We start from the raw sequence: 21,688 nt of genomic DNA on the forward strand, positions 1-21,688 counted from the left end.
TATTGATTTTCTTTTAATAATAATACTTTTTATAATTTTGGTAAAAAGTTTTTATAAAATTACATTTAATAATTGATTGAATTAAATAATCCTATAAAATCAAAAGGCAAGTTTAATATATTTTAAAAGTTTATTTTTATAATATTTTAAACTTGCCTTCTAGTTTTGTAGTTAGCGAATTTCATTATCAAATAATAAAAAACTGTTTACTCAAATTAAATGATTAGAATCTTATTTCAAACTTAATATATAGCTTTAAAAGTATTTTGTCAATAAAAATACTTTTAATTTTTTATTTATACTCTGTTTTCTATACCCATACAATAAAAATTTCTTTATCTTTATAAATTAACTTTTCATTCTTGTACTCTTTACTCTTGTTAAAATCATATACAACAAGATATGAAGTATTCAATTCTTGAATATCCATATAATCATATAATTGCTTTAATCCCTTTTTATGATATTCCTGTCCACGCCATATCTTAAGCTCCACTAAATATTTATTTTGTAAATAAGTAATTACTATATCCAGCCTTTTTTCTTCTGATACCTGTACTTCCTTAAAATCAAAGCCTACTCCGTTTATAATTGGTTTTATAAAAGCTAAAAAAAGGAGTCTTCCCTCTCGTTCTATGAACTTAGAATCAATAGAACTATATTGTTCTTTCATAAATTGTTGAAACCTTAAAACAATATTTTTAAAATCTAATTTATTATTAATAATAAAGTTTTCTCTAAAATTATAATTTGACATATCTGTTTTATTTTCTAGCTTAGAAGAAAAATAATTGTAAAGCATTTGCTCAAATATTCGATTAGATATTTTTACTCTTCCATCTAGATTTTTAAAATATCCAAATACAATACCTAAATCTATTAATGGATTATGGATATTAAAAGTTTTTTCAGTAGCATTAATTGTTAAATCAAATATATATTCTCTAAGTTCATTATTATTTTCAATATTTTTTATTAAGTCGTCAAAAAGAGTATTACTCTCTTGTAACAATTGTTTTACAGCTTTATTTATATTTTCAGAGCCCCAAGCTGACTTACTATCAAGTAATAAATTATCATCCATAATCTCACAAAGCCTGCTTACCAAAAAAGGATATCCACTTGTATAAAAATAAATTCTTTCTGAGATTTCTTTAACATTTATTGATATATTTTTATCTTTTGAGTACTCCTTAAGCATAGTAGCTATCTCTTCATCGTTAAAACTCATATCCACCTTAAAATTTGTTGCAATATTCCATGGGCTATTATATTTTTTTTCATAATCATCCCTAATTTTAAGCTTTAAGTTTTTGATGTCATAGACTCCTGCAAGGATAACGGAATGAAAAGCTCTATCTTTACCCTGTTGTCTTAATAAAAACTTATTTCTAAGCATTCCTAAAAAACTTAAAAACAATTGATTATTAGAACTTTTATCAACTTCATCAACTAGCAGTACTACCTCTTTTTTACTTTCTTCTACCAGATCAGTTATACTTTCTGATAAAAGTTCAAAATTATTTACACCATTTACAAGCTCTAATATGAACTTACTTATTTCTTTATCTTGATACTTGGCAGCCTTAGCTAAAATTTTTAAAAAACTTACTGAAAACTCCGATTCACTTTCAAAAACTTTATCTCCTATGCCTTCAAAGCTAATGCTCAATATTAAATATTCTTCTTTTAAATCTTGTTCTAACATATACATAGTTGTAGTTTTGCCGTACTGCCTTGGTCTATTTATAACGAAGTATTCACCACTTCGAACCATACCTTCAATTTTATCAAGTTTATTACTTATATCTACCATATAATGTAGATGTGGTATACAAACACCTGTAGTATTGAACTTTCTACCCATAAATTACACCTCTATTCCAACAAAATTACTACTACTATTTTCTATACAATAATTGCTTTTTTATATGCTTTGAGATAAGAAATCAAACAATTACACATATTTTTCACTCTATATATTCTTACCTAGATTATAACATAATAGTTTTTTATATTATAAGAATTAATTAATTTAAATTAATCACATGAAATTTTTACTATGTACATCCATCAATTATAATTTTTCTATTACTGTAGCAAACACTACCTATAACTGTATAGAACCTTCTACAGATATTAAAAAGCTTTTTAAAATTACAAATTTAATAAGTAGACTTGCTTTTAAGTATCATAGTGTTAAAATAATACTATATATATTAAAAACTATATATAGTAAATACTATAAATGAAAGGGGGCACTTGCTTTGCATAGTGTACAAGAAATCTCTCCACAAATATTTTGGGTTGGAGGAAGCGACAGAAGACTTGAACTTTTTGAAAATATGTTTCCTCTTCCAAATGGGGTATCATACAATTCATATTTAATATTAGATGATAAGACAGTACTTTTAGATACAGTTGATTCATCAATCACCAAATTATTTATAGAAAATATAAAACATGTCCTTGCAGGTAGAAAGTTAGATTATTTAGTGGTTAACCATATAGAACCAGATCATGGTGCCAATATTGAGGAAATAATAAGACTTTATCCAGAAGTAAAAATAATAGCAAGTAAAACAACCTTTAAGTTCTTTGATCAATATTTCAATATAGATATATCATCTAATAGTATAGTAATAGAAAAAGAAGGAACAGAAATATTACTTGGTAATCATACCCTTAGCTTCTATTTTGCGCCTATGGTTCACTGGCCTGAAGTTATGGTAACCTATGAAAAATCTCAAGGTATCTTATTTTCTGCAGATGCATTTGGATCTTTTGGTGCACTAGCTGGAAATATCTTTGCAGATGAAACAGATTTTGAAAATGTCTTCTTAGATGAAGCAAGAAGATACTATACTAATATTGTAGGAAAATATGGAAGACAGGTTCAATCTGCTTTGAAAAAGCTTTCAAAGCTTGAAATTAATATGATATGTTCCGTACATGGTCCTATATGGCACAAAAAGGACATTCCATACATTTTAGATAAGTATAATTACTGGAGTCTTTATAAACCTGAGAAAAAAGGTGTTGTCTTTGCCTACGGATCTATGTATGGTAATACAGAAAATGTGATGAATGCTTTGGCTAATAAACTTGCTCAAAAGGGAATTAAAGATATACGTATGTATGATGTATCTAAAACTCATCCTTCATACATAATATCTGATCTATGGAAATACAGTCATATGGTAATTGGTGCTCCAACATATAATCTGAACCTTTACTATCCAATGCATACATTACTGCATGAATTAACTGCATTAGGCTTTAAAAATCGTAAAGTTTCAATTTTAGGAAACCATACTTGGGCAAGTGCTGCTGTAAAACAGATGAAAGAACTAATCGGCAATATGCCTAATATGGAAATTATAGGTGAGCCAATAGATACAACTTCTACACTTAAGGCAGAACAAGAACAAAAACTTGATAAACTAGCTGATGACATCTATAAATCTTTAAATGAACTATAAAATGCATTTATATAAAAAATTTTTTATATAAATTATTGAAAAGCCCTGGAATAATATTATATTCCAGGGCTTTTTCCTGCTTAATACTGCAACTAACATGAAAACTTTTCACCACATCTTTTTACGACTTTTACTAAGTTATTATAAAAATTTGGTATAAAACCTCTATTTAGACACAATATAATAAGAGAAAGGTGGTATATATATGAAAACTAATAAATTAATCACTGTAATAAATGAAAGTGGCAAGAAAGTAGATTTAGAATTGATTGATATTGTTAAAATGGATGGAAATGAATATGTGATAGTTGGGCCTGAAGATTCAAATGAGGCCTATGCTTATAAGACAGTTATAAAGAATGGTGAAACAGAATACTTGTCCATAGGGCAAGGAGAAGAGTTCAAAAAAGTATTACAGAAATACAACCAGCATTAAAAAATATTTTATCTATCGCATATGTATAGTAATAATAGGTTCATGGGTATAAGTATGTATTAAATAAACAGTAAATAAAAGAGAGTCTTCAGCAGAGTATAAAAAAAGAAGGAAGAAAATTACTCATGCAGCAAGAGATATGGGCAGCAAGGAGCAAGCATAATTTTGCATTTTTTACTATAGTACCAATTTCTATGGCGTAAATTGGTATCGCAATAGACAATTTATGCTTGCTACAATTTCATCTTCAATTTCTTTTTTATTTGTTATGACTACATGAAACAAAGAACATACTTTATCCAGTCTATTTTTTAATAATATTTCTATACTTAGTTGGAGTTATTCCATTAATTTTTTTAAATACTTTTGTAAAATATCCACATTCATAATATCCAAGTTCTGCAGCTATATCTACTATTGGTATATCTGTATATTCAAGCATTTCCCTTGCTTTTTTTATTTTACATTGATTTACGTAAGTTGTAAAATTAATTCCTATTTCTTTCTTAAATAACCTGCTGAAATAATACACGCTCAAATTTGTAACATTAGCCATTTCTTCCAGACTTATTTCATCTCTGTAATTTTTCTTTATATATTTTAATGCAGGCTGTAAAGACTTATTTATACAATTTATATCTTCTTTATCTTTTTCAGCATAAGTATTTTTGTCATCTAATTCCGTTTTTTCTCTTTTATTTTGGTGCAGTTTTAATTTGGCAATTTGTGTATTTAGAACCTCATTTAATTGCTTCTCTCTTACAGGTTTTAATATATAATCGTTTACATTTAAGAGTAAAGCTTTATGAATTAAATTGAAATCGTCATAAGCTGTAATTATGATAATTATTTTATTATGATTTGTACTTTTAATTATTTCCGAAGCCTTAATGCCATCTATTCCAGGAATTTTTACATCCATAAAAATTATATCCGGCTCTAATTTTTCATCTAATTCTATAGCTTCCCTACCATTTTGTGCTTCACCTATAACTTTTACTACATCTTTAAAGTTTTTTAACATAATTTTTAAAGCTTCTCTTTGTAATTCTTCATCATCCACTAATAATATTTTATACATAAGAATCACCCGAAAAATTTTTATATTAAATGCCATAGATATTTAAATAATATATCCTTTTCTAATAAGTAAAATTTATTATACTGTATATAACATACATATAATGTATATCATAGCACAACAGCATATGAAAAGCTATACATATATTGAAATTAAAATAAAATTTTATAGAGAATGGCCCCAACAACGCCTCCACATATAGGCGCTATCACAGGAATCCATGCATAGTTCCATTCAGAACTTCCCTTTTTATATATAGGCAAAACATAATGGGCTATACGCGGTCCAAGATCTCTGACGGGATTAATAGCATATCCTGTTGTCCCACCCAAAGTAAGACCAATCACCCAGATAATACAACCAACTACTAAAGGTGATACACCATCTGCCATATGTGTATTTCCTATACCCAATATTGAAAAAACTAATATAAAGGTACCAATAAATTCACAAATAAAATTTGAAAACGTATCTCTAATAGCAGGCTGTGTGCAGAATACAGAAAGTTTTGCATCATGATCTTCAGTAACATTAAAATGAGGTCTATAATATATCCAGACTATTGCGGCTCCTATAAAAGCACCTATTAATTGAGCAGTTATATAAGGGAGTACATTATTCCAGGGAAACTTTCCTATTACAGCTAGACCAATTGTTACTGCTGGATTAAAATGTGCTCCGCTAGTACTTCCAAATATAAACACAGGTATAGCAACTGCCAGAGCCCATCCAGTGGTAATAACTATCCATCCTGAATTTTGACCTTTTGTTTTATTTAATACCACATTTGCAACAACTCCATCGCCTAAGATAATTAGAATCATGGTTCCTAACATTTCAGCTATAAATTTTGACATAGCAATCTTCCTTTCAAATTAATTTATTGCAAACGTTTGCAAATTTTACAATAAAAATTACTCTCAAAAATCAAGAGTTTTCGGATAAATTAAAGCTAAAATTTCACCTTCTATAAAGGAATTAATTCCTCCACTTAATATGATACAATATATTATTAGATTATCATCAAAATATTTTGTCCTACTTTTGTAAATTTTTGCTATTTATATGTTATTAAACAACATTACTTTAACTTTAGTACCTTTATTTTTTGGACTGGTTATATCAATATAATAATTTTTCCCATAAAAGTAATTCATTCTCTGTTTAACATTGACAATTCCAATTCCATGTGGAGAATTTTTTTCACCATATTCACCTTTTCCGCTATTTATTAATCTTAATTTATCTTCATCAATGCCTACTCCATTGTCTTCAATTAAAATAATTAAAGCATTATCAGATTTATATACCTTAATTTTTATCAGTCCGCCCTTTTCTTTTAAGCCTATTCCATGAATTATGGAATTTTCAACAAAAGGCTGTATAATCATAAATGGAATCTTTACTTTCTGATATTTATCATCTACATCAACATGAAAATCCAATCTGGAACCAAATCTTATTTTCTGTAAGTTCAAATATGAAATAATATAACTAATTTCATCTTCCAACTCCACCACTCCTCTTGTATTTCTCAATGTATATCGGAGAATTTCTGATAGATTACAGACAACTTCCTTGGTTCTTGGTGCTTCTTCAATCAACGCCAATGCCGAAATACTGTTTAAGGTATTAAATAAAAAATGAGGATTAATTTGAGATTGCAGAGCTTTTAACTGGGAGTCCTTTAATTCTCTCTCCAGCTCTGTTTGAATTTTTTCAGCCTCCATAACCCTTATATTTTTTTCATTAAGCTCCTGTTGAATCATTTTTAAAGCTCCCTGATCCACAATATAATTACTTACACGAAATATCATTTTAGCAATAGACTGAATTTTATCATAGGGTATAATCGGTATATTTTTATACTTTTCCATAACTTTATCTTTATTCTCTATTTTATCATCAACTTCAATAATATTTTCTAGCTTTTTAAGTTCACTTTCCTCTGTCAAAATTTGCCCTGCCATTAGACTCCCAATATATTTGCCTTTAAATATAATGGGAATCGCAAAATCTATAATTCCCATATGACATTTATAAATATACGGACTTCCCCTTCTTACTGACTCTAATCCACCTATAGAATCACATTTTTCACATAAAGCTTTTAAATCACTTTTTTCACGAATACTATTACAAAAATCAGTGCACATACTATGCTTTGTTATTGGTTTTCCATTATAATCAGTTGTAATAATTGCAGTACCTGTTGAATAGGCAATATCGTCCTGTATTTTTTGAAATTCTTCCATATCTATGATATCTTTTAAGATAAATTCCACAGCCAATACATTCACCTCAAATACTTCAAATATATTAATTACTTGCAATTAAAATTATATATTTATATAGTTTCATTTGCAAATTGATTTTGCAAAATATAGTATTTTAGTACTGCAGTTGATCAAATAGAATTAATTATCAAACTAGTATTAATGAATCTTACTTGGTGGGATTATGTTGTACTCCCACCAAGTTTAGATGAATTATCCAGGGACGTGTCGCTGTTATTTCCGGCTTTAGAAGTTGGAGTGTTACAGCGGCTAGTCATGGGATAAAATTCACTTTTGCTCTATATTTTTAGTGGCTATTATATTTATACCGGTGTCAGCCACATTTTTTATTATTATATCGTTTATTGTAATAGGAGCTTCTACAACTACATTTCTAAGTGCTTCTAAACATTGAAATATTTTTTCTTTTGGAATATCCTCTTCTGTTTTTACAGAAACAACATTTTCCACTCCATCCTTCACTTTCACACAGGAAGTTACAATTCTAGTTGGATTTGTGCATTCCTTCTCTCCATACGCAGCTCCTCTTTTACAAGCATTTCCAGTTACATCTACTACAGTAGTGCCATTTAAATATACTTTTAGAGAACATCCCCTCGGACATCCTATACAAGTTAACTGTCTCTCTTCACTCATACCTTATCACCTCTCAACCATTATATCTATTTTTTTAGAATCACTGTGTTTATCCAACATCTGCTTTGTAATTTTTATAGTTTCCATTTCACCTGGGGTTAAAATACTCTTTTTTATATGAATTTCTCTTTCATTATCAAAATAGGCAGATATATAACTATTTTCAAATACATCTCCAACTCTAAATCTTACATCTACAGCCTTTTCCACATTTTCACTATTTATATAGGTTGGTACAGTATATCTCACCCCATTGGAAGGTATAATTTCTATGCCTTTTTTATCAAATTTTTTACCCTTTACATATTCCGCAGCATTTGCTCCTGCGGACATGCTCTCAATAGTAACGTTATCAACTAAGTCGTGTACGTGAAGTACATTACCACAGGCAAATATGCCTTCTACACTTGTTTGCAGGCTTTCATTTACAAAGGCTCCTGAAGTAACCCTTGATAATTTAATTCCTGCCTTCTGTGAAAGATCATTTTCCGGTATAAGTCCTACTGATAAAAGTACAGTATCACAGCTAATAAATTCCTCAGTGCCCTTGATTGGCTTTCTATTCTTATCTACTTTTGCTATGGTAACACCTTCCACTCTTTCTTTACCCTTTATATTTGTTACCGTATATGACAGCTTAAGAGGAATATTATAATCATCCAAGCACTGAACTATATTTCTCTTTAGTCCTCCTGAATATGGCATTACTTCAACTACGGCCTTAACTTTAGCCCCCTCAAAAGTCATTCTCCTTGCCATAATAAGCCCAATATCCCCTGAACCAAGTATTACAATTTCTTTTCCTGGCATATACCCCTCTATATTTACAAATTTCTGCGCAGTACCAGCTGAGTATACACCAGCGCATCTACTTCCTGGTATATTAATAGCTCCCCTTGGTCTCTCTCTACAGCCCATTGCTAACACAATAGATTTAGCCTGTATTTCTAAAATTCCATCTACATCGTTTACTGCCGTTATTTTTTTATCCTCTGTTAAATCAATTACCATGGTATTCAATTTATATGGAATTTTCATGTAAATTGCCTTATCTATAAATCTTTGTGCATATTCAGGTCCTGTTAATTCTTCTTTAAAGGTATGAAGACCAAATCCATTATGAATACATTGATTTAATATTCCCCCAAGTTTATTGTCTCTTTCTAATATTAATATATTTTCAATGCCCTCTTCTTTTGCCTTTATTGCAGCAGCAAGACCAGCAGGTCCTCCTCCAATAATTACAATATCATATTGTTGCATTACGCTAACCTTCCTCTCTATACTTTGAATTTTCAGTTATATCTCTCTTATCTTTAATTATTATTGTGGAAAGAAGTCCTAATGGTTATTTATTACTTATTATGAAATCAAGTTTTTTTACCAATATCCAATATTCCTATTCTTTTATCTTTCCTATAAGGATCTTTGAAGCACTACCAAATTTGCTTACATCTTCAGGAGATATATCCAGCTCCCTTGATAAAATATCAACTATTTTATTTGAGCAGAATCCAGATTGACATTTACCCATACCTGCTCTGGTTCTTCTTTTTATGCCATCTATAGTTTTTGCTCCCAGAGGTCTTTTAATTGCATTTATAATTTCCCCTTCAGTGACAATTTCGCATCTGCAGATAACTCTTCCATAAGCCCTATTTTCAGCTATCAATTTTGCTCTTTCTTCATTGCTTAATTCTCTAAATTTAGGAATACCTTTTCTAACAGGATTAAAATCTTTATTCTTATCTGGTGAAAGTTTTTCTACTACTATATCTGTTACCATTTCTGCAATAGCTGGTGCACTAGAAAGCCCTGGAGATTCAATTCCTGCAGCATTAATAAAATTATCTACATCTTCAGCTTCACCTATTATAAAATCATTTAATTCTGAATGAGCCCTAAGTCCAGAAAAAGAGGTTATTACCTGTCTCATTGGTATTGTATCCATTGTCAATTTTGCCTTAGATAAAATATCATCTATACCCTCTTCAGTTGTTGAAAGATCATCTTTTTCTTTTATATCTATTGCATTAGGACCTATTAGTAAGTTTCCATCAACAGTCGGTGTGACAAGTACCCCCTTCCCCATTTTAGTTGGAAGTTGAAATAAAGTTTTTTCCAAATCATCTTTGGCATCCTTGTCAAATAGACAATACTCACCTTTTCTTGGTATAATATCAAACTTATTCTCACTTAATCTGTTATTTATTGTATCTGCATATAAACCTGCTGCATTTATAACTAATTTTGCACTAATATCACCTTTATCAGTTTTTATAATAAATTTGGAATTATTTTTTTCTATATCTTCCACAGTTGTCAGCAGTTGAAATTGTACTCCATTATCATAGGCATTTTCTGCATAGGCTATGGTCATTTCATAAGGACACACAATTCCACCTGTAGGTGCATACATAGCTGCAACTACCTTATCTGATATATTGGGTTCTATAGCTTTTACTTCTTCCCTACCAAATATTCTTAAATCCTTAACTCCATTTTTTTCTCCATTTTCCTTTATTGCTCTCAATTTATCTAAATCTTTTTCATCAAAACAGAGTACCAATGATCCATTTCGTTTAAAGGGAAAATCTAATTCCTTTGACAGCCTATCAAACATCTGATTTCCTTTAACATTTAACTTTGCTTTAAGTGAACCAAATTTTGCATCATATCCAGCATGAACTATGCCACTATTTGCTTTACTGGTCCCATTAGCAACATCTATATCCTTTTCTAATACACAAACCTTTAAATCATATCTTGATATTTCTCTCGCTATGCTGCAACCGATTACGCCAGCTCCAATAATAATTACATCAAACATTTTTTACCCCCTAAATTTTTATTTATTACTTACATTAGCCCAGTTTCTTGATCTTTCCACTGCGGCATGCCAACTCTTTAACAAATTTTCTCTTTTTGATTCCTCCATATTTGGACTAAACACTCTTGAAGTTTCTCTGTTCCTTGAAACATCTTCTTTATCCTTCCAATAGCCAACTGCCAAACCTGCAAGATAAGCTGCTCCCATTGCCGTAGTCTGTACTACTTTAGGTCTGTCTACTTTAATATCTAATAGATCAGCATGGAACTGCATAAGAAAATTATTAACGCAGGCTCCTCCATCTACTTTTAAAATTTTTAATTTTATATCAGAATCCTCCTCCATGGCTTTTAACACATCATAGGTCTGATATGCCAAGGCTTCTAATGTAGCTCTAATTAAATGTTCCTTTTTAGCACCTCTTGTAAGTCCGACGATAATACCTCTTGCATAAGGATCCCAATAAGGAGCGCCAAGTCCTACAAAAGCAGGAACCACATAAACTCCATTGGTATCTTCTACAGCCTCTGCGTATTCCTCGGTATCCGCTGCACTTTTAATCATTCTAAGCTCATCTCTTAACCACTGAATGGAAGCTCCACCCATAAATATACTTCCTTCCAACGCATATTCTACCTGATCGCCTACCCCTGCAGCTATTGTAGTAATCAAACCATTTTTAGATTTTACAGCTTTTTCTCCTGTATTCAGCAATATGAAACATCCAGTGCCATAGGTATTTTTGGCAGTTCCTTCATTAAAACAAGTCTGACCAAATAAAGATGCCTGTTGATCCCCTGCATCTCCACATATTGGAATTGGCTTTCCAAATATGATTTCATCAGTATTACCATAAATGCAGCTGGATGGTTTTACTTCTGGAAGCATAGATTTTGGAATGCCAAATATATCAAGTAATTCATCATCCCACTTTAAATCATAAATATTGTATAGCAGAGTTCTTGACGCATTCGTGTAATCGGTTACATGAACCTTACCCTTTGTCAAATTCCAAATTAACCAGGTATCCACATTTCCAAACAATAAATTACCTCGTTCTGCCTCTTCCCTTGCACCCTGAACATTATCCAAAATCCATTTAATCTTCGTTGCTGAAAAATATGCATCCAGCATAAGTCCTGTTTTCTCTTTTATTACATCTTCAAATCCCCGTTCTCTAAGTTCATCACAAAATTCTGCTGTTCTCCTGCACTGCCAAACTATGGCATTATATACCGGAACCCCTGTTCTCTTATCCCAGACAATTGTAGTTTCTCTTTGATTTGTTATGCCAATTCCCGCTATATCTACAGCTGATATATTACTTTTTGCCATTGCCTCTGCTGCTACACTGAACTGCGTAGCCCATATTTCCATAGGAATATGTTCAACCCATCCAGCCTTTGGATATATCTGAGTAGTCTCCTTTTGTGCACTGCTGACTATATTACCGCCTTCATCGAAAATAATACATTTTGAACCTGTAGTACCCTGATCTAAAGCCATTATATACTTATTCACTTTCCCACCCCACTATTTTAATAAATGTTACTATATTTATCTTTCCTCTAATTAAATAATACTACAATTATTGAAAACCTTATCATTATATTTTGTTTCATTTTTGTTGTATATTGCTCTATTTATACTTTAAAATAGTATTATTTTGTTGCATACTATTATTTTGTCATTCTGTAAATGCGTATTTTATTATTTTAATATATATCACTCCCTACTTGTATACATTTTATTTAGCACAGTACTACTCCAAAACAAGAAACATGCAAGAAAAGACAGACAACTTCCATATACAAAGAGATAGATATTAACACAAAAGCCAAGCAGCAGATTAACCCCTATAATCTGCTGCTTGGCTTTTATATATATTTCTTAAAGGCAGTTTTCTAGTTATATGAATAATTACTCAGCACTCAATGCCGCCATAGTTATATAGTTATAAGGTTGGTTGAAATGAGGCAAGAAGAATATATCCAAAAGTTTCAACTTGTCAATAGTAACTCCTTCTTCGATAGCCAAGGAAAACATATGAATACCCATAGAAATATCATAATATGAAGCCATCTCTGCACCTAATACTCTACGAGATTCCTTATCATAGATAATGCGAATTTTTACCTTTGCATTTTCTTCTTTAATAAAAGCTGGTTTTTGTAAATCTTCATATTGTGTATAAACTGGATCAAATCCTGCTTTTTTAGCAGCTTTTAAATTCAAACCTGTAGACACCATCTTATATCCAAATATACATATTCCATTTGAACCCTGTACACCTGCAGACTCAACAGGTGTACCACAAGCATTGTGTCCGGCTACCACGCCGCTGCGTACTGCATTAGTTGCCAAGGCAATATAATTGCTTTGTTTCATGACATTACTATAAACAGTAGCACAATCGCCAATAGCATATACATCCTGAATGTTTGTCTCTTGATTAAGATTTACTTTATAAGCTCCATTTGCAATGGTATCAATTTTATCTTTACCAATATAGCTATTTGGATAAAAGCCAATACAAATAATTACCAAATCTACGTCATACTCACCTTTATCAGTAACAATACCTGTTACTTTGGTATCACCTTTGATTTCCTTAACCATTTCGCCGTAATGTAATTCTACTCCATTGTTTTTTAGAATTTCATCCATATCATGACTGAACCATTCATCATAATAACTTGAAAGACTAGTATCTGCTACATCAAATAATAGAGGATTTTTATTACGACGTTTAATTGCTTCTGCAATTTCAACGCCAATATACCCTGCTCCTACAACTGCTACATTTCGAATTGAATCATCTTGAAGCAATTTATCAATTTTTTGACCATCCTGAAATAACTTTACATTTTCTACATTTTCTAAATCAACCCCAGGAATTTTAGGAATGATAGGAAGTGAACCAGTTGCTAAAATCAATTTATCATAGCTTTCAACTATTTCTGTACCATTTTTATCTACAGCATAAACTTTTTTCTCTTGAAAATCCACATTTTTTACTTCTGCTTCCATATGTACCACAGCTTTTTTAGAAGCAAATATTTCTGGGGAACAATAAAACAGTCCAGCAGTATCATCTATCTGCTTTCCAACATACAAAGCAGTACCACATCCCAAGTAACTAATATTACTATTTCTATCAAAAATAACTAATTCATTTCCAGGATAGTTATCTAAAATAGTATTAGCTGCAGCAGTTCCAGCATGATTTGCACCCACCAAGATAATTTTACTCATTTCAATCACTCCTTCTAAACCTTATAATAATATGAATATTAATTATTATATAATAATAATTATAATTTCAATATTAATAAGATACCACGAAATATACTATTTAATCAACCCCAAAAATAATTTTTATTAAAAATAACTTGCACAAATATTTACTGAAGTATTTTTATCTCTGTCATATGCTCTCACCAATAGTTGTTATAAGTCAGTAACTTCTACTTCAGAAATATTTTTTCCACAACTGCTTTTTTTATTCGGAAATCCTTTTTTACAAGTCTTCTGGCCCTACTGATAGCAAATTTATATAACTTGATGTATTTATCACATCTATTGCCTGTAAGCAGGTGCTATCCATCTCCAACCTATAGAGAGTGGGTAATTCCACACACATTAGGTTAAAAAAGCATAAAAAAACAGATGTACTTTCATCGAAAGCACATCCTAATTCACATGGAAAAGTTGGTTGAAAATTAATTTCTCCTTTGATAACAGCTAAATATCCAAAAATCCTCAATAAACCCAGCTGTTTAGTATAATGTTTAATTGCTATTAATAATCTTGAACATCAAATTCTCTATCCTTAAAATAGTATTTTCTATCATCATCTGTTATTTTTCGTATCACCTTACATGGATTTCCCACTGCAACCACATTATCTGGTATATCTTTTGTTACAACGCTTCCAGAACCTATTACAACATTATTTCCTATCTTAATATCAGGATTTATTACAACACTTCCACCTATCCAAACATTATTACCGATGGTTACTGCAAGACCATACTCATAACCAGAATTTCTTGATTGTGGGTGAATTGGATGTCCTGCTGTATAAATTGCTACATTGGGAGCAAACATAACGTTTTCACCGATTATTACCTTACTCACATCTAATATTGTACAATTATAATTTGCATAAAAATTATTTCCGACTTCTATGTTTTTACCATAATCGCAATGAAATGGTTGTTCTATAAAAATACTATCGCCTGTTTTCCCTAATATATCTTTGATCATTTGAGACATTTTTTTATCTTCATCAGGGCGAAGTAAATTATAATCATATATTTTTAATTTATTTTGTATTCTCTCTTCACTAAGTCCATCTAACCACGCTTTGTATGGTAATCCTGCTATCATTCTTTCTTTTTGATTCATTCTTTCTCAATTTCTCCCTTCCTTTTTTTCTATTTTTATAATTATCTTTATTTCCATATTACATGATACTAAACAAATCTACTCTATGGTACTCGCGAAAAACTGTAACCGTATAAATCCCCGTACTGCCAATAGGATGAATATATATTTATCATAACTAATCCAATAAACACAAGGTTAACTATTGACCAACATATACTACTGCTGCCTCACATGATTTCAACACAACTTTTCTTCCAATAGGTGATGAAATATTCATATTGGATAATAATACCTCATTTCTATCATGCTTCATTTCCAGTGTCATTTCTATCTCTCCAAAATTAGCTGCTACCAATATTTTCTGGTTATCTAATTGCCTGTAATAAGCATATATCTTTTCATTATCTAAATATGCAGGAATAAAATCTCCATAGGTAAAGACTTCTCCATATTGTTCTGATTTTCTTAAAGCAATCAGTTTCTGGTAATATAGCAATACAGATGCTTCATCCTTCATTTGGGATTCTACATTAATATCAGGATAATTTGGATTGACCTTAATCCATGGCTTTCCTTCTGTAAATTCTGCATTGTGTTTCCCACTCCACTGCATTGGAGTTCTTGCATTATCCCTACTGTGTGCATAGCATACTTCCAATGCCTCCTCATTGCTTAGACCTGCCTCTATAGCTTTTTTGTACTGATCCTTTGTGCCAATATCATCATATTCATCAATACTTTCCATTCTGCAATTTCTCATACCAATTTCTTGTCCCTGATAAATAAAAGGGATTCCACGCAGCAGAATACTCGTTGTTGCAAGCATTTTTATTCCATCTTCCCCTTGTGCATATTCTGGGAGATAAGTACAAATCCCTCTTGGCTCATCATGATTTTCAATAATATTAGCCAGGAATCCTATTCCCTGACATTGTAACTGTGACTGAAACATAGTATTTCTCCATGTATCAAAATCTATTGGCTTAGCATCATACCAGCCGTTTTTACCATTTGTAAGAACATGTGCAGAAAAATCAAACATTGTAGAAAAATGACCACCTTCACCAATAAATTTTGGCAGCTCATCATCCTTCATATTAAAGACCTCTGCTACTGTAAATGCTTCAAACCTGTCAAAAGTCTGCTGCTTCATTTCCTGAAGCATTTCGCCTACTCCTTTTACTTCTTCTACCATTTTTGTTACACTGACAAGTCCATCATCTCCATCTGGCGAATAACTTGGAAATGCTAAATCTTTTTTGATATTGATAATAGCATCAATACGAAAACCTGCCAGCCCCTTTTCAAGCCACCAGTTAATCATCTTAAATAACTCCTCTTTCACTTTAGGATTATTCCAGTTTAAATCCGGCTGTTCCTTAGCAAACAGATGCAGATAATATTTATCTGTACCTTCCACTGGTTCCCATACACTTCCACCAAAATAGGAACGATAGTTACTAGGTGGATTTCCATTTTTACCTTTTACAAAATAGAAATAATCTGCATATTCACCATTTGGTTCAGCTAGTGCCTTTTGAAACCATTCATGTTTGTCAGAACAATGATTAATAACTAAATCCATGACAATATACATATTTCTTTTCTTTGCTTCTTCCAGAAGCTCATCAAATTCATCCATAGTACCAAACTCCGGTGCAATACTGTAATAATCTGATATGTCGTATCCCTGGTCTACAAAAGGAGATTTATATATAGGACAAATCCAAATAATATCAATCCCCAATTCTTTCAGATAATCTAATTTTTCAATAATTCCTCTAATATCTCCAATACCATCTCCATTGGTATCATTAAAACTCTTAGGATAAATCTGATATGCTACTTTTTTGTGCCACCACTGTCTTTTCATAAAAAAATCCCCTTTCTAATATATATTTACAGTATATATACATAGAAAGGAAATTTCTTCTTCAATTTTGACAAAACACTATACTATTTTGACTTTTTTATTTTTTTTAGATATTCTGACGGAGACATATGTTTATGTTCCCTAAAACGTTTGATAAAATATCCCATATTCTCGTATCCACAAGCCATAGCAATATCAATAATCTTCATTTCTGTTTGTAAAATATATTCAGAAGCTCTTTCAATCCTGATTTCATTGATATAGCCGGTTGGTGTTTTTCCAATTAACTTTTTAAAATACCGGCAGAAATATTGTGAGTTCATTCCTACTAGTTTCGCCATATCATTGGTGGATATTTTTTGGCTGTAATTATCATGAATGTAAGTAAGAATCTTTTTAACATTTGCTATTTTATAGTTATCCTCTTTCTTAATATCATCTGAATAGTAAAATTTTTTATTTTCATACAAAAGGGCAATCAGTTGATAGATATATGATTTCACTCGAATACATGAACTTAATTCTTCGCATCTTGACTCTTTTATAATTTTCCTATATATTTTTCCCACTTCTATAAATATACTATCTTTTGAAAAAACAAATTTAGGAAACTGTATCTTTTTTTCAAGCAATGGTCTGATAATATGATATTGTATTCCATCAAAATACTCAAAACTAAGCATCTTCAAATCAAAAACTACAGCACTTTCCCTGCCCCCTCCTTCGCCGATAATAGAATGAATATCCCCGGAAGTAATAAACATAAATGCAGGAGAGTCTATCTCATATTTTTTCATGTTAATGTCTACAATAAATTTTCCTTTTTGAAAAAAGACTAATTCTGTTTCATCATGCCAATGCAATTTAACAAAAAACTGTTTATTAGCATTCCATTTATAACAGGCTAAAGGAAAGCTAACATTTCCATGTGTAACTTCTTCTTTTAGTTCTTCCCTCTCCATCATCTAAAAAGTTGTCCTTTCATTTATTTATTAAGAGCATCATTCATATTTGAACAAATCTATCTGCAATATCTACGCTAGACTTAGTAGTTATATATTTTTATTTTATAATATATTATCGGATTATACCATATTAAGAATAATTAGAATGCTATTGTAGTGTTTTTTCTCAAAATGTAAAGTTAATATTCCCTAAATTAAATTATATTGAGAAAGTACATAGATTTACAAGAATAAAATCTATGTACTTTTCCTTATTTATAAATTTTTGAACTATCTAAATTGCGTAAAAAGCTATTATTTTCAATGTAAATTAAATTTAAATAAGTTTGATATTACAATTTTTCTAACAAAATTGCTCATAAAATCAAGGAGATGACTAGGAGTCATCTTCTATAAGAACTATCCTTGTAGTGAGGGCTTGCCCGCACTTTCTATCACGTTGAAAAATTGATAATCTTTGAAATCATAATTATCATACACTTTTCCAAACTCATTAATTATATATAAACATAGGTTTTAAGATTGATCTACCCACTTTTTCTTTGCTTTAATTACATCCTCTTCTTTAAGATGAGTCTCTGATACTATCTTTCCTAGTCCGCAGCCTCTGTCAATCATTTCCTTTGCTTTTTCCATAGACTTTTTATGTTTACCTTTTTTTATATCTGTACTTTTGTCCATTAAAAGCCCCTCCTTTATTTTATACCAATTTCTAAAAATTAGTATTACCACAGGATGAAATTATTATTCATTTTTAAACTTTTCCTCAAAATTATAATTTTTATGTACCTGACCAACAAAATCTAAAACAGTTAGACAATCTTTTCCTTCCTGTTTTTCGTTACAACAGCTTCCTAATGCACACGCTGGTGCAGGTCCAAATTGAGAGTAAAATCAGCTTTTATTAAATTGCCTTTGTAGATATGTGGAAATTTCATTTAAAGCCTGATCTGCTTTTTCTGTAATATTATCCATTGAAACGAAGCCATGAATAACACCTTTATACCTTGTGGAAATTACATCCACGCCTGCATTCCTTAACTCATTTCCATAAGACTCACCCTCATCCCTTAGTGGATCAAATTCAGCTGTAATTATTAGTGTGTCTGGTAATCCCTTGAAATTTTTATATAACAAAGGAGAAGCATAGTTACTTTTTCTATCTTCCAATCTTGGAGTATATAGGGATATAAATCTCTCAGAGTTTTCCCTTGTAGGATTATAATCCATACCAAAATACGACCAAGATTTAGTATGAAGCTTATAAATGTTTGTAGATGGATATATTAATACCACAGAAGTTATGTGGGGGCCAGCTTCATCACGTGCCATTTGAGAAACTGCCGCAGAAAGGTTGCCCCCGGCACTATCACCTGCAACACAAATTCTACTGGAGTCCCCGTTAATGCTCTTAGCATTTTTATAAACCCATAGGAGTACATTATATACGTCATTAAGACCAGCTGGAAAAGGATTTTCTGGTGCAAGACGATAATTAACAGATACTACTATAGCTTTTGAATTTTTGGAAAGCTTCCTACAAACATTGTCATAATCATCAAGATTACCGCCAATCCAACTACCACCATGGGAATAAATTATCAAAGGGAACTTGTTGCCATTATCAGGCGTATATATTCGCACTGGTACTTGATTTGAAGATGTTTTTATATCCATATTCTTTATATTTGAAAAGGTTATAGGTTTAGAGCTCCATTTTGTTGTATCCTTATGTAGCGCTGCCCGTATTTCATATATTGATTTTCCTTTGAGTGAGATAGGGTTAAGATATTTTTCTATTTTCGTCATCACGCCAAACATTGTATCTAGTTTACCATAACTTGTTGTAGTTAAACTTTTAATTATAAGAGAACCAGATATAATAGCAATCAATACAAAAACTGAAAAAATCCAAAACATTCTTTTCTTTTTCATTCAATAAAACCTCCAACATTATATTAAACTGAATTATTTGCAAACTAAGTTATACATTATAAATAGCCATAATAACCTTTATATAATTAAATGTTAGGCACATGAAAACCCAATCATGGAAGTATTTGATTGAGTTTCTCCCTAAATTAAACATTTTTATCGGATTATTATTTAAAATTAGTATTCCAAAAAATTAATATTGTAGTACAAATTATCATGGATTTCAGAGTATTAGCATTAGCTAAATTAAAATATAATTAATATTGATAATAATCACAGAATATATAATATTGTTTCCTAAGGAACTTATAAATCTTCTGTCATGAGAAACAAATAAAATAGTATACATCAAAAGTACTTATGAGGTTTCTCCTAATTGATCCATAATATAATTATGAGGAAACCCCATAAAAGCTCTAATTTTATCAGGTTTCCTCACAATTAAATAAACATAAATGTTTGACTATTTTTCTTCTACTATTACTGTAGCATTATATAGAATAACTCTTTTACCATTTAGATCAAACTTAACCTTATTGCCTGCTTCAGTATCTTCAATATATAATCTAAATTAAAATTAAACACCATTCTAAAGGCTTCTAAAACAATAATCTCACTCTAAATTATTTGATTGATGCTTCATAGATTTCCTTAATTGATTTCAATATGGTTGCGTTGAATTCTTCCTCAGTCTGCTCAGCAGTTAATCCTTGCGATAAAGCTCGTGAGAAACTAGCGATTAATCCATGATTGCATGCTAGTTTTTTATTTGCTTCAGCTTGGCTGTAACCTCCAGACAAAGCCACAACTCTTACAACATGTGGATCATCCATGAAATCACTATAGAAATTATCGTCTGTTGGTATTGAGAGTTTAAGCATCACTTTTGTTTCCTTATCAAGGACTGATAACTGCTTTGAAATTTCAAGTTTTAAAAGCTTTTCTGATTCTTCCTTATCAGTGCTATGAATATCAACCTCTGGTTCAATAATTGGAACTAGACCAAACTTAGCGATCTGTTTAGCAATTTCAAATTGCTGATTTACTACGTTTTTAATTCCATCAGGATTAGCTTCTTTAATAACTGAGCGCATTTTTGTTCCAAAAATATTTTTTTCTACAGCCTGTTTTAAAAGGTGCTTCAAATTAGTTATTGGTTTCATGAGCTGAACGCCATCTTCAAGTTCAGTTAATCCTTTATCCACCTTTAAAAAAGGTACAATATTCTTTCTCTGCCAAAGATAATCAGCTGTATACTGACCATCAATGGTACGATACATTGTATTTTCAAATAAGATAGCACCCAGAATATACTCTGAAGTAAATGCAGGACTCATTATAATGCGTTTTCTCATTTCGTGTACTAAATCAAACATCTCTTTATCATTAGAATAACTGCTTTCTGGAATACCATATTGTAGTAGTGCCTTTGGAGTGCTACCGCCACTTTGGTCTAGTGCGGCAATAAATCCCTTACCTGTATGCATTCGATTCATTTGCTTTTCATTCATTGGATTTCCCTCCTTATTTTTGTTTGAGATTAAGTAATTACATCTCTAACTTTATTATAGTATATTTTTTTATTTCATTACACGTAATATATCATATACATTAAGCATTCTAATGTGTTTGATTAACCTTTATATAAATACATAATTTTTTATAAACAAAAAAACGCTAACTACATTTGTAATTAACGTAATAATTATATTCAAAAAATAAAAATGGCTCCGCGAAAAGGATTCGAACCTTCAACCTATC

17 protein-coding genes are annotated in these 21,688 nt (G+C 30.7%); 2 read left to right on the forward strand and 15 right to left on the reverse strand.

Going from position 1 to position 21,688, the window contains the following annotated elements:
- Positions 1-310: 310 nt before the first annotated feature.
- Positions 311-1,867 (reverse strand): AAA family ATPase, encoded by a 1,557-nt coding sequence (locus ABF633_RS18290; RefSeq protein WP_415525706.1) that lies wholly within the window; start codon positions 1,865-1,867, stop codon positions 311-313.
- Between the two features lie 400 nt (positions 1,868-2,267).
- Here ABF633_RS18290 and ABF633_RS18295 point away from each other — a divergent pair, with 400 nt between their 5' ends.
- Both ABF633_RS18295 and ABF633_RS18300 read left to right on the forward strand, forming a co-directional pair.
- Entirely contained in the window at positions 2,268-3,482 is a 1,215-nt protein-coding gene (locus ABF633_RS18295) for an FprA family A-type flavoprotein (protein WP_415525708.1), read from the forward strand.
- A gap of 205 nt (positions 3,483-3,687) precedes the next feature.
- Positions 3,688-3,918 carry a DUF1292 domain-containing protein gene (locus tag ABF633_RS18300; protein WP_415525710.1) on the forward strand — a complete coding sequence of 77 codons (231 nt, stop codon included), beginning with the start codon at positions 3,688-3,690 and terminating at the stop codon, positions 3,916-3,918.
- Positions 3,919-4,222: 304 nt separating this feature from the next.
- Here the strand turns inward: ABF633_RS18300 and ABF633_RS18305 are convergent, their stop codons facing one another.
- The 14 genes from ABF633_RS18305 to ABF633_RS18370 form a co-directional block, all read right to left on the reverse strand.
- Positions 4,223-4,999 (reverse strand): response regulator, encoded by a 777-nt coding sequence (locus tag ABF633_RS18305; RefSeq protein WP_415525712.1) that lies wholly within the window; start codon positions 4,997-4,999, stop codon positions 4,223-4,225.
- A 152-nt stretch (positions 5,000-5,151) separates the two neighbouring features.
- Positions 5,152-5,856, reverse strand: coding sequence for an MIP/aquaporin family protein (locus ABF633_RS18310; RefSeq protein ID WP_415525714.1), 705 nt, complete (start codon positions 5,854-5,856; stop codon positions 5,152-5,154).
- 204 nt (positions 5,857-6,060) lie between these two features.
- Positions 6,061-7,332, reverse strand: coding sequence for a PocR ligand-binding domain-containing protein (locus ABF633_RS18315; protein WP_415525716.1), 1,272 nt, complete (start codon positions 7,330-7,332; stop codon positions 6,061-6,063).
- A 231-nt stretch (positions 7,333-7,563) separates the two neighbouring features.
- On the reverse strand, positions 7,564-7,932 hold the full coding sequence (locus ABF633_RS18320) for a DUF1667 domain-containing protein (RefSeq protein WP_415525718.1): 369 nt from the start codon (positions 7,930-7,932) through the stop codon (positions 7,564-7,566).
- Positions 7,933-7,938: 6 nt separating this feature from the next.
- A complete protein-coding gene (locus ABF633_RS18325) occupies positions 7,939-9,195 on the reverse strand; it encodes an NAD(P)/FAD-dependent oxidoreductase (protein ID WP_415525720.1) in 1,257 nt (418 codons plus the stop codon).
- 136 nt (positions 9,196-9,331) lie between these two features.
- Positions 9,332-10,762 carry an NAD(P)/FAD-dependent oxidoreductase gene (locus tag ABF633_RS18330; protein WP_415525722.1) on the reverse strand — a complete coding sequence of 477 codons (1,431 nt, stop codon included), beginning with the start codon at positions 10,760-10,762 and terminating at the stop codon, positions 9,332-9,334.
- Positions 10,763-10,780: 18 nt separating this feature from the next.
- Positions 10,781-12,283, reverse strand: a complete 1,503-nt coding sequence (gene glpK / locus ABF633_RS18335; protein WP_415525724.1) for a glycerol kinase GlpK — start codon at positions 12,281-12,283, stop codon at positions 10,781-10,783.
- 399 nt (positions 12,284-12,682) lie between these two features.
- Positions 12,683-14,017 (reverse strand): H2O-forming NADH oxidase, encoded by a 1,335-nt coding sequence (nox, locus tag ABF633_RS18340; protein WP_415525726.1) that lies wholly within the window; start codon positions 14,015-14,017, stop codon positions 12,683-12,685.
- Between the two features lie 546 nt (positions 14,018-14,563).
- On the reverse strand, positions 14,564-15,172 hold the full coding sequence (locus ABF633_RS18345) for a sugar O-acetyltransferase (RefSeq protein ID WP_415525728.1): 609 nt from the start codon (positions 15,170-15,172) through the stop codon (positions 14,564-14,566).
- A gap of 181 nt (positions 15,173-15,353) precedes the next feature.
- Positions 15,354-17,027, reverse strand: coding sequence for a glycoside hydrolase family 13 protein (locus ABF633_RS18350; RefSeq protein WP_415525730.1), 1,674 nt, complete (start codon positions 17,025-17,027; stop codon positions 15,354-15,356).
- Positions 17,028-17,110: 83 nt separating this feature from the next.
- Positions 17,111-17,992 (reverse strand): AraC family transcriptional regulator, encoded by an 882-nt coding sequence (locus ABF633_RS18355; protein WP_415525733.1) that lies wholly within the window; start codon positions 17,990-17,992, stop codon positions 17,111-17,113.
- Between the two features lie 516 nt (positions 17,993-18,508).
- Positions 18,509-18,673 carry a hypothetical protein gene (locus ABF633_RS18360; protein ID WP_415525735.1) on the reverse strand — a complete coding sequence of 55 codons (165 nt, stop codon included), beginning with the start codon at positions 18,671-18,673 and terminating at the stop codon, positions 18,509-18,511.
- Between the two features lie 213 nt (positions 18,674-18,886).
- On the reverse strand, positions 18,887-19,927 hold the full coding sequence (locus ABF633_RS18365; RefSeq protein WP_415525737.1) for an alpha/beta hydrolase: 1,041 nt from the start codon (positions 19,925-19,927) through the stop codon (positions 18,887-18,889).
- A 623-nt stretch (positions 19,928-20,550) separates the two neighbouring features.
- Entirely contained in the window at positions 20,551-21,438 is an 888-nt protein-coding gene (locus ABF633_RS18370) for a fructose bisphosphate aldolase (protein WP_415525739.1), read from the reverse strand.
- Positions 21,439-21,688 lie beyond the last annotated feature (250 nt).

This window comes from Clostridium sp. (assembly GCF_047718555.1).
In the GTDB taxonomy this organism is placed as follows: domain Bacteria; phylum Bacillota; class Clostridia; order Clostridiales; family Clostridiaceae; genus Clostridium_I.

Coding starts and splice junctions, on each gene's coding strand:
- ABF633_RS18355 (WP_415525733.1), bottom strand. CDS start 17,992: ATGATGGAGAGGGAAGAACTAAAAGAAGAAGTTACACATGGAAATGTT.
- ABF633_RS18330 (WP_415525722.1), bottom strand. CDS start 10,762: ATGTTTGATGTAATTATTATTGGAGCTGGCGTAATCGGTTGCAGCATA.
- ABF633_RS18310 (WP_415525714.1), bottom strand. CDS start 5,856: ATGTCAAAATTTATAGCTGAAATGTTAGGAACCATGATTCTAATTATC.
- ABF633_RS18325 (WP_415525720.1), bottom strand. CDS start 9,195: ATGCAACAATATGATATTGTAATTATTGGAGGAGGACCTGCTGGTCTT.
- nox (WP_415525726.1), bottom strand. CDS start 14,017: ATGAGTAAAATTATCTTGGTGGGTGCAAATCATGCTGGAACTGCTGCA.
- ABF633_RS18290 (WP_415525706.1), bottom strand. CDS start 1,867: ATGGGTAGAAAGTTCAATACTACAGGTGTTTGTATACCACATCTACAT.
- ABF633_RS18300 (WP_415525710.1), top strand. CDS start 3,688: ATGAAAACTAATAAATTAATCACTGTAATAAATGAAAGTGGCAAGAAA.
- ABF633_RS18360 (WP_415525735.1), bottom strand. CDS start 18,673: ATGGACAAAAGTACAGATATAAAAAAAGGTAAACATAAAAAGTCTATG.
- ABF633_RS18305 (WP_415525712.1), bottom strand. CDS start 4,999: ATGTATAAAATATTATTAGTGGATGATGAAGAATTACAAAGAGAAGCT.
- ABF633_RS18370 (WP_415525739.1), bottom strand. CDS start 21,438: ATGAATGAAAAGCAAATGAATCGAATGCATACAGGTAAGGGATTTATT.
- ABF633_RS18365 (WP_415525737.1), bottom strand. CDS start 19,927: ATGAAAAAGAAAAGAATGTTTTGGATTTTTTCAGTTTTTGTATTGATT.
- ABF633_RS18350 (WP_415525730.1), bottom strand. CDS start 17,027: ATGAAAAGACAGTGGTGGCACAAAAAAGTAGCATATCAGATTTATCCT.
- ABF633_RS18320 (WP_415525718.1), bottom strand. CDS start 7,932: ATGAGTGAAGAGAGACAGTTAACTTGTATAGGATGTCCGAGGGGATGT.
- ABF633_RS18345 (WP_415525728.1), bottom strand. CDS start 15,172: ATGAATCAAAAAGAAAGAATGATAGCAGGATTACCATACAAAGCGTGG.